This is a genomic window from Paracoccus panacisoli, assembly GCF_042435015.1.
In the GTDB taxonomy this organism is placed as follows: Bacteria; Pseudomonadota; Alphaproteobacteria; order Rhodobacterales; family Rhodobacteraceae; genus Paracoccus; species Paracoccus panacisoli.
Genome location: NZ_JBHMQU010000011.1, coordinates 81,940 through 97,415 on the forward strand (window position 1 = coordinate 81,940; position 15,476 = coordinate 97,415).

Below are 15,476 nucleotides of genomic sequence, written 5' to 3' on the forward strand. Positions count from 1 at the left end.
GCGTTCCCGGCGGGCGGCAAGGATCAGGCCGGGGCGCGGGTCGAGGGGACGCGGAAACCCGCCGGTGCGGCGGGCAGCGCGGTGCCCTCGGGCAAGGCCCAGAGCAGCCCCCGCGCGTCCAGCCGGTCGGCCAGCCACCAGGCCAGTTCGTCCGGCGCGGCCGGCACGTTCGGCACGTCGGCGATCATCCGCGCCGGCGCCCAGACCACGGCGAGGCCGTTGGCCGCCGCCCAGTCGATCTCGGTCCGGCTGTCCGCGACCCCGAGCCCCAGCCGCCCGGCCAGCGCCCACGCCGCCTGGTCGAGCGCCAGAAGCGCGATCCGCCGCGCGTCGCCGCCCTCGGGCACCGGCAGACCGGGCGCGTCGGGGACCAGTACCACCGGCCCCTCGGGCAGGGTCGGGGCGGCGCCGGCGAACAGCACCACGGGCCGCGCCACCTCGGCCGCCGCGGCGACCCGCCCCTGCCGGCGCACCAGCGTCACCCCCAGCGCGCCGGGTCCGCGGTCGAGCTTTTCGATGGTCACCGCCACCGACGCCGCCCGCGGATGGGTCAGGATCTGCGCCGCGATCCGCTCACCCAGCGTCTCGAGCAGTTCGTAGCGGCGATCCGCCAGCCCGTCGCGGATCGCGTCGGTTAGCACGTCATAGCTGAGGATGCGGTCCACCTGATCGTCGGCGCCGATCACCGGCTCGGCCAGCTCGGCCTCGATGGCAAAGCGCAGCCGCTGGGACCGGCCACGCTCGGACTGGAAGGCGCCGATCTCGGCCGAGACGACGAAATCGCGCAGGTGGATGCGGTCGGGTTGGTCCATGGCGCCCATCTGGAACGAACGCGGCCCCGCCGCAAGGCAGGGCCGTCAGGGATGGTCGGTCGACCGCGGTCAGTTCGAGGCGATGCGCGCCCCGCCGCCGCGGCGGTAGAAGATGTGGCTGCCGATCCGGGTCGTGCGGGTGAAGCGCTTCGACCACGACGGGCGCACATAGGTCGTGTGGAAATAGGTCGCCCCGCCGGTCAGGCTGCGCGGCTTGCCGCTCAGCGCTTCCTGCGCGACCCGGAGGGCGCGGCTCGCCGCGGCGCCGTCGCGCATCCGCAGGCTGCGGCCCTTGTAGCTGAACTGGCCCGACTGGTTCACCACGCCGCAGACCGACTTGGGGAACGCGGGGTGATCGACGCGGTTGAGGATCACCTCGGCCACCGCGCGCTGGCCATTTAGCGATTCGCCCCGGGCTTCGAAATACAGCGCCTCGGTCAGGCACTTAAGCGAGGCGCCGCTGGCCGAGGCGCCGCCGGTGCGGGCCTGGATGAGGCGTTCGGGGCCACCGGCGACGGTGCCCTGCTGGGACACCCCGCGGTGAGTTTCGGCGTTGACGGCAGACGGCACGATCGGCAGGGCCAGCGCGACACACACACCCACGTGCGCCAGCCTTTTGAGCAGCTTGGTCATATAGGTCAGAGTCCTGGTTCCGTTGGCGGGGGCGCTGTGGCAGCAGCGACACACCCTCTCTGGCAGCGGTGATGCGACCAGCGGCCGGGGCTTTACCAGCGGACCCCACAACCTCAGGCAGAACGGGTCCGGAATCGACCGATTCAGGCGGGAACTCGCCGACCGGAGTCGGTGGCTTCGGCGGGGTTTTGCGATTTTTCGCCGGGGATCATACCCCCGCGGGCGGCGCGGCAGAGTCCAATCCCGCCTCGGCGCGGCCCGAATCGGCCAGCCGGCGCAGGATCGTCTCTTGCGCCGCAGCGAGCCGCGCGACCGGCACGCGGAAGGGCGAACAGCTCACATAGTCGAGCCCGGCGCGCAGGCAGAACGCGATGGAATCGGCGTTGCCGCCATGCTCGCCGCACATCGAGACGGTGATGCCCGGCTTCTGCGCCCGTGCCCGCGCGGCGCCGATCATCACCAGCTCGCCCACTCCGTCCTGGTCGAGGATGTGGAAGGGGTCCTCGCTGAACACCCCCTGCCCGACATACGAGTTCATGAACCGCGCCGCGTCGTCGCGCGACAGGCCATAGGTCATCTGCGTGAGGTCGTTGGTCCCGAAGGACAGGAAGCTGCAATGGGCGGCGATCTCGCCCGCCCGCAGGGCGGCGCGCGGCGTCTCGACCATCACCCCCAGGCGATAGGCGAACTCGGCGCGCTTCTCGGCTCGGACGGCGGCGGCGACGCTTTCGATGCGGTGGCGGATCAGCTCGACCTCGCGCATGGCGCTGACCAGCGGGATCATGATCTCGGGGACCACGCCCTCGCCCTGCCGCCCGGCCTCGATCGCGGCCTCGAAGATGGCGCGGGCCTGCATCTCGTAGATCTCGGGCACGGTGATCCCGAGCCGCACCCCGCGCATCCCCAGCATGGGGTTGTACTCGCTCAGCGCCTCGACCCGGCGCACCACGTCCGACAGCGGCAGGTCGAGCGATTCCGCCAGCTCGCGCATCCCCTCGCGGTCGTGGGGCAGGAACTCGTGCAGCGGCGGGTCGAACAGGCGGATGGTGACGGGATAGCCGTCCATGATGCGGAACAGGTTGGTGAAGTCCGCCCGCTGCATCGGCAGCAGCCGGTCCAGCGCCACGCGCCGGTCCTCGGGGCGGTCGGCGAAGATCATCTCGCGCATCGCCGGCAGGCGGTTCTCCTCGAAGAACATGTGCTCGGTGCGGCAGAGGCCGATGCCCTGCGCCCCGAACATCCGGGCGGTGCGGGCGTCCTCGGGCGTGTCGGCGTTGGCGCGCACCCCCATCTCGCGCGCGGCGTCGGCCCAGTCGAGAAGCTGGGTGAAGCTGTCGTCGAGCGCCGGTTCCAGCATCTCGGCGGCGCCGGCCAGCACCTCGCCCGAGGTGCCGTCGATGGTGATCTCTTCGCCCTCGCGGAAGCTGCGGGTGCCCGCGCGCATGACCCGGGCGCGCACGTCGATGTGGATGCCCGCGGCGCTGACGATGCAGGGGAGGCCGAGCCCGCGGGCGATCACCGCGGCATGGCTCGACATCCCCCCGCGCTCGGTCAGGACGGCGACCGAGGCGTGCATCCCGCGGATGTCCTCGGGCAGTGTCTCGCGGCGGACCAGCACGGCGGCCTCGCCGCGGGCGGCGGCCGCCTGGGCGGCGGCGGCGGAAAAGACGATGCGGCCGGTGGCGGCGCCGGGGCTGGCCGCCATGCCACGGGTAATGAGGTCGCGCGGCGCGCGCGGATCGACCTGGTGATGCAGCAGCTCGGCCAGCGCCCGCGGCTGGACCCGCATCAGCGCCTGATCGGGCGGGATGATCCCGTCACGGGCCAGCGCCACCGCGATGCGGACCGCGGCGCGCGACGAGCGCTGGACGCGGATCGCGTCGATGATCGACAGCACCCCGTCGGCGACGACGAACTCGATCTGCATCTCTTCGCGCAGCCGCTCGCGGGCGGCGACGCCGAAGCGGACCAGATCGGCAAAGACCTCGGGCGCGGCCTCCTCGAGCGAGGGGCCGCGGGCGTCGCGGGTGAGATAGATAGACCCCGCGTCGCGGCCGACCGCGCGGCCCTGGGTCTGGCCGCGGAAGCGGCCGGTGATGCGGGGCGTGCCGGTCACGCTGTCGATGAACTGGATCGAGCCCGAGCCGGTGACCCCCGGCCCCAGCGCCAGCGCCATGTCCTGCACCACGAGGCCCAGCGGCGCATCGGCGGGCGCGCCCTTGGCCTGCCGCAAGAGCCGCGCGGTCGGCCCGTCCCAGGCCCGCGCCATCGAGCGCAGCACCTCGCCCAGCTGCCGGGCGGGGTCCTGCGGGAAGGGCTCGTCGGTCTCGTCCTGATAGGCGTCGAGCACCTCGGCCAGCGACGCCGCCGGGTCCGAAAACATGTCCGGGTCCAGCCGCGCGACGTGGATCGCATAGGACTGCACGAACCCGCGGTAGAGCGCGTCCGCCGCCTCGGCCCCCAGCCGCTCGGTGAGCTGGCGATGGCAGGCGTCGTTCAGCCCGATGTTGAGGATGGTGCTCGGCCCGCCCCACTCGGGGTCCATCGCCGAGGGACGCACCCCCATCAGCCCGCCGCCCTCGGCGATCAGCCGCCCCAGCTCGGCCTCGGGGAGCGAGCGGCCCGCGGCGATGGCGCGCACGACGCTGGCCGGGATGGCCCGGCTGCGCGGCACCGGCAGGTCCATGCGGATCAGCCGCTGCAGGCACTTGGCGCGCCAGCCGTGCACCGTCGCCGACACCGGCGCAGAGGGGGTGATCTCGACGAACTGGCTGAAATCGGCGGGGTTCATGGCCCGCGACCCTAAGCCCGGTTTCGCGGATGCTGCAAGAGCGAAGGCCGCCCCGGCCCCGCGCGTCGGGTCAGGCGTCGATCTCGACCCAGACCGGCACGTGGTCGGACGGCTTCTCGGTCGCGCGCTGGTCGCGGTCCACGCCCGCATCCCGCATCAGGTCGGCGGCCTGCGGGCTCAGCAGCAGATGGTCGATGCGGATGCCGTTGTCACGCTCCCACGCCTGGCGCTGATAGTCCCAGAAGGTGAAGGGCCCGCGCGTCCCGTGCGGATCGCGGATGCGCAGCGCGTCGGTCCAGCCCTGGTTGACGATGCGGCGAAAGGCCGCGCGCGTCTCGGGCAGGAACAGCGCGTCCTCGACCCAGCGCTCGGGGTGGGCGGCGTCGCGCGGCTCGGGAATGACGTTGTAGTCGCCCAGCATCACCACCGGCGCCTCGGTGTCGAGCAGCGCGGCGGCGCGGGCGCGCAGCCGCTCCATCCAGGCGAGCTTGTAGTCGTATTTCGGCCCCGGCGCCGGGTTGCCGTTCGGCAGGTAAAGCCCGGCCACGGTCACCGCGTGGCGCGCGCCCATCACCTCGGCCTCGATCCAGCGCGCCTGCTCGTCGCCGTCGTCGCCGGGCAGGCCGCGCCGCACCGCCTCGACCGGCAGGCGCGAGAGCAGCGCGACGCCGTTCCAGCTTTTCTGCCCGTGGGTCCAGACCTGCCAGCCGAGATCCTCGATCAGCTCGGCGGGGAAGCCCTCGTCCACGGTCTTGATCTCTTGCAGCACCACCACGTCGGGCTGCGCCTCGGGCAGCCAGGCGGTCAGCTGGGCGATCCGCGCCTTGACACCGTTGATGTTGAAGCTGGCGATCTTCACGGCTCTGATCCCTCGGGCTGGACCCATATATCCCGGGGTCCGGGGCAGCGCCCCGGTCCGGCGGCTCAATTTTCGGCGGCAGGCGCCGTGACGATCAGCCGGTCGATCCGCATCGCGTCCATGTCCGCGACCTCGACCGTCCAGCCTTCATGGGTGAACACGTCGCCGGTGCGCGGGATGCGGTTGATGATCGACAGCACCATCCCGGCGACGGTGTGGAAATCCCCGTCCGGCACCGGGAACCCCGTCTCGCCGGCGAACTCGTCGGCGCTTTCGCTGCCGGCGACCAGCCACGAGCCGTCGGCGCGGCGAACCACGTCCGGCTCTTCGCCCTCGGCGTCGACGAAATCGCCGGTGATCGCCTCAAGCAGGTCCATCGCGGTGATGATGCCCTGGAAATGCCCGTATTCATCGTAGACGAGGACCATGCGCGAGGGCGTCACGCGCATCACCTCGATCACCGACAGCGCGTCGGCGGCGTCGAGCACGGTGGGCGCCTCGCGCATCAGCGCCCGCAGGTCGGGCGCCTCGACCCCGATCAGGTCGCGAAGCGCGACCACGCCCAGGATCTCGTCGGCCGAGCCTTCGGTGACCGGCAGGCGCGAGAACCGGGCGGCGCGGGCCTTCTCGATCACCACCTCGGGCGGGTCGGTGACGTCGACCGTCTCGACATCGCGGCGCGGTGTCATCATCGCCGCCGCGGTGCGGTCGGCGACCCGCATGACGCCCGCGATCATCCCCCGCTCACCCTCGAGCAGCACGCCCGCCTGGGTGGCCTCGGTCAACGTCATGCGGACCTCTTCGTCGGTGATGGCGCGGTCGGACTGGTCGCGCACCCCGATCAGGTGCAGCACCAGCCGCGCGGTGGTGTCGAGAAACCACACCAGCGGCGTGCCGATCCGCGCCAGCATCCGCATCGAGGGCGCGACGCGGGCGGCGATCCGCTCGGGGTTGGACATGGCGATCTGCTTGGGGACCAGTTCGCCCACGATCACCGAAAGCGCCGTGATGGCGGTGACGACGAGGAACACCCCGAGCGTCTGGGCCACGCCGAAGGGCATCCCGGCCCGCACCAGCGCGCCTGCCGCCCGCGCGCCCAGCGTCGCGCCCGAGACCGCGCCGGTCAGCACGCCCACGAGGGTGATGCCGATCTGCACCGAGGACAGGAACTTGCCCGGCTGTTCCAGCAGGCCCAGCGCCACCTGCGCGCCGCTGTCGCCCTTTTCGGCCATGCTCGCCAGCCGCGCGGGACGCGAGCTGACCACCGCCAGCTCGGACATCGACAGCACGCCGTTGGCCACGGTCAAGAGGACGATCAGCAGGATCTCGAAGATCATGGCGTGTCAGATCGAGAAGGACGTGCCGCAGCCGCACGAGGCGCTGGCGTTGGGGTTGTCGATGGTGAAGCGCGCCCCGATCAGCTCGTCCGACCAGTCGATCGTGGCCCCGGCGAGGAACGGCAGCGACACCGGGTCCACGACCACGCGCTGCCCCGCCTCTTCCAGCACCAGATCGTCCGGGGCCGGCGCGTCCATGCGGATGTCGTACTGAAAGCCCGAGCAGCCGCCACCGGCCACCGCCACCCGCAGGGCGGGCACCGCACCGTCACCCGAACTGCCGGCGTTGATCTCGGCCAGCCGCGCAAAGGCGCGGGGCGTGACCTTGGGGGGCAGGTTCATGGGGCGTTCCCGTTTCGTGTCCTGATCACGAACTATAGGTTCGCAAGGCACGTCCCGCAAGGAACCCGCCCCGAAAGGCCCGCCGCCGCATGGTCCCCGCTTCGCCGCCCCGCCGGCACCCGACTGCCCCCGACCCCGCGGCCGAGATGGCCACGACCCGTCCCGGCGGCCTCGCCCCCTTCGCCTGCCGCCCGCAGGCCAGCCGCGGCCGCCGCCACCCGGAGGAGCTGTCCACCTTCCGCTCGCCCTGGCAGCGCGACCGCGACCGGATCATCCACTCGTCGGCCTTCCGCCGGCTCAAGCACAAGACCCAGGTGTTCGTCGAACAGGACGGCGACGGGTATCGCGGCGACTATTACCGCACCCGCCTGACCCACACGATCGAGGTGGCGCAGGTCGCCCGCACCATCGCCGCGGCGCTCGGGCTCGACACCGATCTGGCCGAGGCGGTGGCGCTGGCCCACGACCTCGGCCACCCGCCCTTCGGCCATACCGGCGAGGATGCGCTCGCCGCGCTGATGGCGCCCTACGGCGGCTTCGACCACAACGCCCAGGCGCTGAGGATCGTGACCCGGCTGGAACGCCACTACGCCGGCTTCGACGGCCTCAACCTGACGTGGGAAACGCTCGAAGGCATCGCCAAGCACAACGGCCCGGTGCCCGCCCCCTGGCCCTGGGCGCTGGCCGAGGTCAACGCCGACTGGAACCTGCGGCTCGACACCCATGCCAGCGCCGAGGCGCAGGTGGCGGCGGTGGCCGACGACATCGCCTATAACCACCACGACCTGCACGACGGCCTGCGCGCCGGGCTCTTCACCGAGGCCGACCTGTCCGAGCTGCCGCTGGTCGGCCCGGCGCTGGCCGAGGTGGACCGGCTGCACCCGGGCCTCGACCCGATGCGGCGCCGGCACGAGGCGCTGCGCCGGGTGTTCGGGGTGATGGTCGAGGACGTGATCGCCGTCGCCCGCGGCCGGCTGTCCGCCGCCGCCCCGGGGGATGTCGAGGCGATCCGGGCGATGGACGGCCCGGTGATCCGCTTCTCCAAGCCGCTCTACCAGAACCTCAAGGCGATCAAGGGCTTCCTCTTCACCCGGATGTACCGCGCCGACTCGGTCGTGCGCGAACGCCAGCGCGCCACCGAGATGCTGAACGCGCTCTTCCCGATGCTGCTGGACGATCCCCGGCTGATGCCGGCCGAGTGGCAGGACTGGGCGCTCGAGGCGCCCGACCGGACCGGGCGGGCGCGCGTCGTGCTCGACTACGTGGCGGGCATGACGGACCGCTATGCGGTCTCGGAATACCAGCGCCTGACCGGCGGGCGCGGGGGCTTCGGGGGCGCCGACTGAGGGCTGCGCGTCAGCGCAGGAAGATCAGCCCCATCCCGGCGACCGCGATCAGCGCGCCGGACCAGCTTGCCGCGCTCGGCCGCTCGCCGGTCACGGCCCAGAGGATCGGCAGGATCATCACCGGCGACAGCGCCGACAGCGTCGAGACGATCCCGACCTTGCCGCCCTGCAGCGCGAACAGCAGCAGCGTCATCCCGATCACCATGGCGATCACGCCCGAGGCCGCGATCTGCGCCGTCATCCGCGGCCCCGGCCGCGCCTCGATCCGCGCCACCGGCAGGCGCATCGCCATCAGCGCCGCGAGACAGGCGACCGCCGCCGCGACCCGGATCAGCGAGCCGGCGAACGGGTCCATCCCCGCCGCCATCGCCGGCCGCGCGATCATCGACCCCGCCGCCTGGCCGAAGGCCGCGAGCAGCCCCAGCGCCACGCCGGTGCCGACCCGGCCGCGCACCGCCTCGAAGTCGCTCGCCCCGCCGCGGCCGAGCACGCAGATCGCCACCCCGACCGAGCAGAGCGCGACGCCCGCCACGCCCTGCGCCGAGAGCGTCTAGCCCAAGACCATCCAGCCCAGCACCGCGGCGATCGGGGCGTTCATCGCAAACAGCGCCCCGGTGCGGCGCGGCCCGAGCCGGCGCAGGGCGAAGAACAGCAGCGTGTCGCCGCCGAAGATGCCGATCAGCCCCGACCACAGCATCGGCGGCAGCAGGGCTGCGTCGATCCCGCGCCAGCGACCTGTCGCCAGCACCAGCGCCAGCAGGACGCCGGTGACGATCCCCTGCCGGATCAGATTGAAGCCGAAGGGCCCGAGCGCCCGAACCGGCCCCGCCGACAAAAGCCCCGTCACCGCCCAGCAGATCGCGGCCCCGAGCGCGGCGAGTTCATGGATGGGCATCGGGCGCTCCCGGTCGCGCGGCGGGATGAGGGCTAGACCATCATCTCCTTAGTCGCCGTCAGCTTCAGCTCGGGGTGGTCGCGCACCACGCGGTCGATGTCCCATTGCAGGCGCGTGAGATAGACCGTGTCGCCGTCGTGGTCGGTCGCCATGTGCTGCTTGTTGGTCGCGGCGAAGCGGTCCACCGCCTCACGCTCACCCGACACCCAGCGGGCCGAGGTGAACTGCGACGGCTCGAAGCGCACCGGCAGGCCGTATTCTTGCTCGATCCGGCTGGCCAGCACCTCGAACTGCAGGGCGCCCACGACACCGACGATGAAGCCCGAGCCGATCATCGGCTTGAACACCTTGGCCGCGCCCTCTTCGGCGAACTGCATCAGCGCCTTTTCCAGGTGCTTGGCCTTCATCGGGTCGCCCGCCCGCACGGTCTGCAACAGCTCCGGCGCGAAGGACGGGATGCCGGTGAAGCGCAGCCCCTCGCCCTCGGTCAGCGCATCGCCGATGCGCAGCTGGCCGTGGTTCGGGATGCCGATGATGTCGCCGGCCCAGGCCTCCTCGGCCAGCTCGCGGTCGGCGGCGAGGAACAGCACCGGGTTCGACACCGCCATCGGCTTCTTCGAGCGGACGTGCAGCAGCTTCATCCCGCGCTCGAAATGCCCCGAGGCGAGGCGGACGAAGGCCACCCGGTCGCGGTGCTTGGGGTCCATGTTGGCCTGCACCTTGAAGACGAAGCCGGTGACCGGCGTCTCCTCCGGGGCGATCTGGCGCTCGGCGGCGGTCTGGGGCTGCGGTTCGGGGCCGAACTCACCGATCCCGGTCATCAGCTCGCGCACGCCGAAGCTGTTGATCGCGCTGCCGAACCAGATCGGGGTCATGTGCCCTTCAAGGAACGCCTTGCGGTCGAAGGCGGGCAGAAGCTCGCGCGCCATCTCGATTTCCTCGCGCAACTGCGCGAGCTGGCCCGCCGGGATGTGCTCGGCGAGCTTCGGGTCGTCGAGCCCCGCGATCTGCACCGTCTCGGCCACCCGGTTGCGGTCGGCGCGGTCCATCAGCTCGAGCCGGTCGTGCAGCAGGTCGTAGCAGCCCAGAAAGTCGCGCCCCATGCCGATCGGCCAGCTGGCCGGCGCCACGTCGATGGCGAGATTCTCTTGGATCTCGTCGATGATCTCGAAGGTGTCGCGGCTCTCGCGGTCCATCTTGTTGCAGAAGGTCAGGATCGGCAGGTCGCGCAGCCGGCAGACCTCGAAGAGCTTGCGGGTCTGGCTTTCCACCCCCTTGGCGCCGTCGATCACCATGATCGCGGCATCGACCGCGGTCAGGGTGCGATAGGTGTCCTCGGAGAAGTCCGAGTGGCCGGGCGTGTCCACGAGGTTGAAGCGGTAGGCCCCGAAATCGAAGCTCATCGCCGAGGCCGAAACCGAGATGCCGCGTTCCTGCTCCATCTTCATGTAGTCCGAGCGCGTGCGCCGCGCCTCGCCCTTGGCGCGGACCTGTCCCGCCATCTGGATGGCGCCGCCGAACAGCAGGAACTTTTCGGTCAGCGTGGTCTTGCCGGCGTCGGGATGCGAGATGATCGCAAAGGTCCGGCGGCGGGCGATTTCGGGCGGCAGTTGGGGGCGGTTGTCCAGCATGGGGCGGCTTTAGCCGAGCCCGGACCGCGCGGCAACGGCCCCGTCCGCGACGGCGCCCCGCGACGGCATCCTCGGCGCAGACGGGTGCGTCCGAAGGCCCGGTGGCCGGAATACTCGCCCCGCGGTTGTCGCGAGGGGCCAGATTTGCTATACATCCGGTTGAGCGCCAACCTTTGTTCTCAGCGTGGGCCGGACGTCGTCCTGCCCATCAAAGGCTTATTTTCCCGGGAAATCGGTGCCTCTCCAGTCCGCCGACCATCATGCGGGTCGGCCCGATGAGGAAGACATCATGGCCAAGCTTTACATCGTCAACAATCCGTCCACCTACACCGGCCCCGTGCCGACAGGCTTCACCCTGCACGCGCCAGGTGACATCTGGCTGCGCAACGGCGACGAGGTGATCCTGTCGAACACGCTGTCCAGCAGCGTCAACTTTCGTCCCGAACGCGGGTACGCGCAGTCCGAGGCCGATCCCGTGGTGTCGCTCGAGCAGGGCCGGCACGGCGCTTACAACGTGACCACACAAGTGTGGTTGGCGCGCGAGGACCTGTCGCTGCAGATCCAGGTGCCCGACGACACCGACGCGCGCAGCGTCAACATCTCGGCCAGCGGGACTGACGGCAGCGACATCACCGTGGGCAGCAATTCGTCGATCGGCAACGTGACGGGCGGCAACGATTCCGGCGACAACGACAGCCTGACCGTGGGCGACGGATCGTCGGTTGGCACCATCAACATGGGCAACGGCGACAATTACGTGCTCATCGGCGACAACGTCACGCTGAATGGCGCGTCCAACGCGATCATCACCGGGTCCGGCAACGACCGGGTATTCCTGGGCGAGGGCGTCGTCGCAGCCAATCCCATCTTCACCGGGCCGGGAAGCGACACGGTCGGCGCGTCGACGGGCGACTTCGCGGTCGACATGGGCATCAGACTGCCCAACGACGACACGTTGATCATCACCGCCAGCCCCGGCGGGCTGGGCGACCTGACCGGCGCACTGAAGGATGCCAAGTTCAGCTACGACCCAGCCTTGAGGCAGTTCTACGGCGGGCCGAACGAGACGTTCGCCTACGGCGGCATCACCTACGAGAACATCGATTTCATAGTTGCGGCCCCCTATTGCTTCGCCGCCGGCACGATGATCGAGACGGACCGCGGCGCGGTCGCCGTCGAGGCACTGGCCGAAGGCGACCTCGTCGTGACCCGCGACAACGGGCTGCAACCAATCCGCTGGATCGGGTCGCGCAGCCTCTCGGCCCAAGAGCTCGCCGGGAACGAGAAGCTGCGCCCGATCCGCATCCGCGCCGGTGCCCTCGGGCACGGGGTTCCGGCCGCCGATCTGCTGGTCAGCCCGCAGCACCGGGTGCTCGTCCGCTCGAAGATCGCGCAGAAGATGTTCGGGACCGACGAGGTTCTGGTCGCCGCCAAGCAGCTCTGCCAGATCGACGGGATCGACATCGCCCATGATCTGGCGGCGGTCGTCTATTACCACCTGCTGTTCGACCGGCACGAGGTGGTGATCTCGAATGGGGCCGAAACCGAGAGCCTGTTCACCGGACCCGAGGCGCTGAGATCGGTCGGCCCGGCCGCGCTGGCCGAGATCCTGACGCTGTTCCCCGAACTCGCGGACCGCGACTACCAGCCCGCCGCGGCGCGGACGCTCGCCTCGGGCCGGTTGGGCCGGAAGCTGGCGGTGCGCCACGGGCAGAATGCCAAGCCCCTGGTGAGCTGAGGCCACCCGCCGCGGGTCGTCGGTCGGCGGTTGTGGCGTGTGGCGCCTGAATCCGCGAGGCGCGGGGCAGCCGCACCACCGGAATCGCCGCGACCAAGGCGAGCTTGAGGATGCGGGGGCTCGGCGGTCACGCGGCCCGCCTGCCTGCACGGGCGGCTCGGAGGACGTTCAGGGGACTGCTCGGGCGATCCACCGGGTCAGCCAGCCGTCCACCAGCGGACCAAGCGTCATCACCAGCGCCAAGCCCCCCGCCAGCCCGAGGATCACCAGCACCGCCACGCCGTAGGGCTCGCGCGGCAGCCGCCCCCGGACCAGATCGGACAGCATCGACAGGACGCCGAGGACGAATCCCCACACGCCCTTCACGGATCAGACGAACTGCTCGCGCATCAGCCGTTCCTCCATCCCGTGGCCCTTGTCGAACAGGATGCGGTGGGCGATGCGCGGCTCGGACCGGATTTCGACCCACAGCACCCGCTCGACCTGGCGCGAGTCGGCGTCGGCCATCACCGGGCGCTTGCGCGGGTCGAGCACGTCGAAGCGCACCACCCCCGACTTGGGCAGGATCGCCCCCCGCCAGCGGCGCGGGCGGAATGGGGCGATGGCGGTCAGCGCCAGCACGTCCGAGCCGAGCGGCAGGATCGGCCCGCCGGCCGAATAGTTGTAGGCGGTCGAGCCCGCGGGGGTCGAGAGCAGCGCGCCGTCCGCGACCAGCTCCTCCATCCGCACCCTTCCGTCGACGCTGATCTGCAGCTTGGCCGCCTGCGGGCCGGCGCGCAGCAGGCTCACCTCGTTGATGGCGAGCGCCCGGTGCTCGGCCCCGTCGGGCGCGCCCGCGACCATCGACAGCGGGTTGATGACGGTCACTTCCGCCCCGGCGATGCGGGCGGGCAGGTTGTCCTCGGCATAGTCGTTCATCAGGAAGCCGACGGTGCCCCGGTTCATCCCGTAGACCGGCCGCCCGAGGTTCTGGCGCAGCACCGACAGCATCTGCCCGTCGCCGCCCAGCGCCACCACGACGTCGGCCCGCGCCACCGGGGCCTGCCCGTAGCGGTCCATCAGCCGGCCCAGGGCGGACAGCGCGATGTCGGTATCGCTGGCGGTGAAATGGATCGCGGTCATGGGCCCAGAGCTTGCACCCCCGCCCCCCGATGGCAAGGCCCGGCCGCCCCCGGTGTCGCCGCGTCCGGGCCCTCGGGGCCGGCGGCCGCCCGGGCTGCGACGCGAATCTGCCACCGCGATGTCGCCTGCGTTCTGGCAAGCCCCGCGCAAAGCGGCTAACACCCATCGCACACCTCGCCCGCGGAGAGCCCCGATGACCGACAGCGCCTTTTTCACCGAAGTCCTCGCCGACCGTGACCCCGAGATCGCCGAGGCGATCCGCCAGGAACTCGGCCGCCAGCGCGACGAGATCGAGCTGATCGCCTCCGAGAACATCGTCTCGAGGGCCGTGCTCGAGGCGCAGGGGTCGGTGCTGACGAACAAATATGCCGAGGGCTACCCGGGCAAGCGCTACTACGGCGGCTGCCAGTACGTCGACATCGCCGAAACGCTGGCGATCGAGCGTGCCAAGCAGCTCTTCGGCTGCGAATTCGCCAACGTCCAGCCGAACTCGGGCAGCCAGATGAACCAGGCGGTGTTCCTGGCGCTGCTGCAGCCGGGCGACACGTTCATGGGCCTCGACCTCAACTCGGGCGGGCACCTGACGCACGGCTCGCCGGTGAACATGAGCGGCAAGTGGTTCAACGTGGTCAGCTACGGCGTGCGCCAGCAGGACCAGCGGCTCGACATGGAGGAGATCCGCCGCAAGGCCGTCGAGTCGAAGCCGAAGCTGATCGTGGCCGGCGGCACCGCCTACAGCCGCGTCTGGGACTGGGCTGAGTTCCGCAAGATCGCCGACGAGGTCGGGGCCTACCTGATGGTGGACATGGCCCATATCGCCGGTCTGGTCGCGGGCGGCGCGCATCCCTCGCCCCTGCCCCACGCCCATGTCGTGACCACCACCACCCACAAGTCGCTGCGCGGTCCGCGGGGCGGCATGATCCTCACGAACGACGCCGAGATCGCCAAGAAGATCAACTCGGCCGTGTTCCCCGGCCTGCAGGGCGGCCCGCTGATGCACGTCATCGCCGCCAAGGCCGTGGCCTTCAAGGAGGCGCTGGACCCGTCCTTCAAGGACTACGCCGCGCAGGTCGTGAAGAACGCGCAGGCGATGGCCGACGAGCTGATGAAGGGCGGCATCGACATCGTGTCGGGCGGCACCGACAACCACCTGTGCCTCGCCGACCTGCGGCCCAAGGGCGTGACCGGCAAGGCGACCGAGGCCGCGCTGGGGCGCGCCCACATCACCTGCAACAAGAACGGCGTGCCGTTCGACCCGGAAAAGCCCTTCGTCACCTCGGGCATCCGCCTCGGCGCCCCGGCGGGAACGACCCGCGGGTTCAAGGAGGAGGAGTTCCGCCAGATCGCCCGCTGGATCGTCGAGGTCGTCGACGGGCTCGCCGCCCACGGCGAGGACGGCAACGCCGAGACCGAGTCCAAGGTCCGCGCCGAGGTCGAGGCGCTCTGCCGCCGCTTCCCGCTTTACGAAGGGATGTGAGCGGGCGGCGCTGGCGCGGCGCCAGCGGCGCCCTCGGCCGGGTATTTGGGCCAGACAGAAACGGAGGGCCGCAGCTCTAAGCTGCGGCCCTCAGCGCATCCGAATGGTGACCGGCAGGGTCGCCTGAAACGGGCGGCCGTCCGGGGGCGCGCCGAGGCGGGGCATCCGCGCCGCCTGCCGCCCCAGCGCCGCATCGACGCCCGGATCGCCCGAGCCGCGGCTGAGCCGCGCGCGCGTCGCGCCGGAGGGGTCCACCGTCACCACCACCTCGGCGCTGACCGTGCCCCGCGCGCCCGTGGCGGGCGTCCGGGCCATGTGACGCCGCACCTTGTCGCCCGCCGTGCGCTGCCAGGACTGCATGGCGCCTGCCGACGCGCGGCCGGTCCCCTGCGCCTGCTGCCCCTGTCCCTCCTGCCCCTGCCCCGCGGCCCCGGTCCGTTGCCCCGTTGCGCCCGCGGCTGCCTGCGGCGACCGCGCCGCCTCGGCGGCGGGG

General features: G+C 71.3%; 15 protein-coding genes. 3 read left to right on the plus strand and 12 right to left on the minus strand.

Annotated elements, in window-relative coordinates:
* Positions 1-23: 23 nt before the first annotated feature.
* The 6 genes from ACFHYO_RS03035 to ACFHYO_RS03060 all read right to left on the minus strand — a co-directional run bounded on the left by ACFHYO_RS03035 (position 24) and on the right by ACFHYO_RS03060 (position 6,774).
* The gene (locus ACFHYO_RS03035; RefSeq protein ID WP_394318285.1) at positions 24-812 is read right to left on the minus strand and encodes a dihydroneopterin aldolase; all 789 of its coding nucleotides are present in this window, start codon (positions 810-812) and stop codon (positions 24-26) included.
* A 69-nt stretch (positions 813-881) separates the two neighbouring features.
* Positions 882-1,445: a cell wall hydrolase gene (locus ACFHYO_RS03040; RefSeq protein ID WP_036701792.1), complete on the minus strand. Its 564-nt coding sequence runs from the start codon at positions 1,443-1,445 to the stop codon at positions 882-884.
* Between the two features lie 208 nt (positions 1,446-1,653).
* On the minus strand, positions 1,654-4,236 hold the full coding sequence (locus ACFHYO_RS03045) for a putative PEP-binding protein (RefSeq protein ID WP_052176273.1): 2,583 nt from the start codon (positions 4,234-4,236) through the stop codon (positions 1,654-1,656).
* A 70-nt stretch (positions 4,237-4,306) separates the two neighbouring features.
* Positions 4,307-5,095 carry an exodeoxyribonuclease III gene (xth, locus tag ACFHYO_RS03050; RefSeq protein ID WP_394318287.1) on the minus strand — a complete coding sequence of 263 codons (789 nt, stop codon included), beginning with the start codon at positions 5,093-5,095 and terminating at the stop codon, positions 4,307-4,309.
* A 65-nt stretch (positions 5,096-5,160) separates the two neighbouring features.
* Positions 5,161-6,432 (minus strand): hemolysin family protein, encoded by a 1,272-nt coding sequence (locus ACFHYO_RS03055; RefSeq protein ID WP_394318289.1) that lies wholly within the window; start codon positions 6,430-6,432, stop codon positions 5,161-5,163.
* Between the two features lie 6 nt (positions 6,433-6,438).
* The gene (locus ACFHYO_RS03060; RefSeq protein WP_036732100.1) at positions 6,439-6,774 is read right to left on the minus strand and encodes a HesB/IscA family protein; all 336 of its coding nucleotides are present in this window, start codon (positions 6,772-6,774) and stop codon (positions 6,439-6,441) included.
* Between the two features lie 146 nt (positions 6,775-6,920).
* Here ACFHYO_RS03060 and ACFHYO_RS03065 point away from each other — a divergent pair, with 146 nt between their 5' ends.
* The gene (locus tag ACFHYO_RS03065) at positions 6,921-8,120 is read left to right on the plus strand and encodes a deoxyguanosinetriphosphate triphosphohydrolase (protein ID WP_394318311.1); all 1,200 of its coding nucleotides are present in this window, start codon (positions 6,921-6,923) and stop codon (positions 8,118-8,120) included.
* Between the two features lie 10 nt (positions 8,121-8,130).
* On the opposite strand, the gene ACFHYO_RS03070 is transcribed toward ACFHYO_RS03065, so the two are convergent.
* From ACFHYO_RS03070 to ACFHYO_RS03080, 3 genes are read right to left on the minus strand one after another with little or no spacing between them, the layout of a single operon-like run.
* Complete coding sequence (locus tag ACFHYO_RS03070) at positions 8,131-8,652, minus strand: EamA family transporter (protein WP_394318291.1); 522 nt, start codon at positions 8,650-8,652, stop codon at positions 8,131-8,133.
* An 18-nt stretch (positions 8,653-8,670) separates the two neighbouring features.
* Complete coding sequence (locus tag ACFHYO_RS03075) at positions 8,671-9,015, minus strand: EamA family transporter (protein WP_394318293.1); 345 nt, start codon at positions 9,013-9,015, stop codon at positions 8,671-8,673.
* Positions 9,016-9,047: 32 nt separating this feature from the next.
* The gene (locus tag ACFHYO_RS03080) at positions 9,048-10,646 is read right to left on the minus strand and encodes a peptide chain release factor 3 (RefSeq protein WP_036710487.1); all 1,599 of its coding nucleotides are present in this window, start codon (positions 10,644-10,646) and stop codon (positions 9,048-9,050) included.
* 289 nt (positions 10,647-10,935) lie between these two features.
* On the opposite strand from ACFHYO_RS03080, the gene ACFHYO_RS03085 reads away from it, so the two are divergent.
* The gene (locus ACFHYO_RS03085) at positions 10,936-12,384 is read left to right on the plus strand and encodes a Hint domain-containing protein (protein ID WP_394318295.1); all 1,449 of its coding nucleotides are present in this window, start codon (positions 10,936-10,938) and stop codon (positions 12,382-12,384) included.
* Positions 12,385-12,552: 168 nt separating this feature from the next.
* Here the strand turns inward: ACFHYO_RS03085 and ACFHYO_RS03090 are convergent, their stop codons facing one another.
* Both ACFHYO_RS03090 and ACFHYO_RS03095 read right to left on the minus strand, forming a co-directional pair.
* Positions 12,553-12,741 carry a hypothetical protein gene (locus tag ACFHYO_RS03090; RefSeq protein WP_394318297.1) on the minus strand — a complete coding sequence of 63 codons (189 nt, stop codon included), beginning with the start codon at positions 12,739-12,741 and terminating at the stop codon, positions 12,553-12,555.
* Positions 12,742-12,753: 12 nt separating this feature from the next.
* On the minus strand, positions 12,754-13,506 hold the full coding sequence (locus tag ACFHYO_RS03095) for an NAD kinase (protein WP_036710484.1): 753 nt from the start codon (positions 13,504-13,506) through the stop codon (positions 12,754-12,756).
* Positions 13,507-13,699: 193 nt separating this feature from the next.
* Between ACFHYO_RS03095 and glyA the strand changes: the two genes are divergently transcribed.
* The gene (gene glyA, locus ACFHYO_RS03100) at positions 13,700-14,983 is read left to right on the plus strand and encodes a serine hydroxymethyltransferase (protein WP_394318300.1); all 1,284 of its coding nucleotides are present in this window, start codon (positions 13,700-13,702) and stop codon (positions 14,981-14,983) included.
* Positions 14,984-15,073: 90 nt separating this feature from the next.
* On the opposite strand, the gene ACFHYO_RS03105 is transcribed toward glyA, so the two are convergent.
* The coding region (locus ACFHYO_RS03105; RefSeq protein WP_394318302.1) for a TonB C-terminal domain-containing protein at positions 15,074-15,476 on the minus strand (403 nt) is incomplete at its 5' end.

Bases quoted from the DNA above. Each gene is read 5' to 3' on its own strand.
- ACFHYO_RS03035 (WP_394318285.1), bottom strand. From the start codon at position 812: ATGGACCAACCCGACCGCATCCACCTGCGCGATTTCGTCGTCTCGGCC.
- ACFHYO_RS03040 (WP_036701792.1), bottom strand. From the start codon at position 1,445: ATGACCAAGCTGCTCAAAAGGCTGGCGCACGTGGGTGTGTGTGTCGCG.
- ACFHYO_RS03045 (WP_052176273.1), bottom strand. From the start codon at position 4,236: ATGAACCCCGCCGATTTCAGCCAGTTCGTCGAGATCACCCCCTCTGCG.
- ACFHYO_RS03055 (WP_394318289.1), bottom strand. From the start codon at position 6,432: ATGATCTTCGAGATCCTGCTGATCGTCCTCTTGACCGTGGCCAACGGC.
- ACFHYO_RS03060 (WP_036732100.1), bottom strand. From the start codon at position 6,774: ATGAACCTGCCCCCCAAGGTCACGCCCCGCGCCTTTGCGCGGCTGGCC.
- ACFHYO_RS03065 (WP_394318311.1), top strand. From the start codon at position 6,921: ATGGCCACGACCCGTCCCGGCGGCCTCGCCCCCTTCGCCTGCCGCCCG.
- ACFHYO_RS03075 (WP_394318293.1), bottom strand. From the start codon at position 9,015: ATGCCCATCCATGAACTCGCCGCGCTCGGGGCCGCGATCTGCTGGGCG.
- ACFHYO_RS03080 (WP_036710487.1), bottom strand. From the start codon at position 10,646: ATGCTGGACAACCGCCCCCAACTGCCGCCCGAAATCGCCCGCCGCCGG.
- ACFHYO_RS03085 (WP_394318295.1), top strand. From the start codon at position 10,936: ATGGCCAAGCTTTACATCGTCAACAATCCGTCCACCTACACCGGCCCC.
- ACFHYO_RS03095 (WP_036710484.1), bottom strand. From the start codon at position 13,506: ATGACCGCGATCCATTTCACCGCCAGCGATACCGACATCGCGCTGTCC.
- glyA (WP_394318300.1), top strand. From the start codon at position 13,700: ATGACCGACAGCGCCTTTTTCACCGAAGTCCTCGCCGACCGTGACCCC.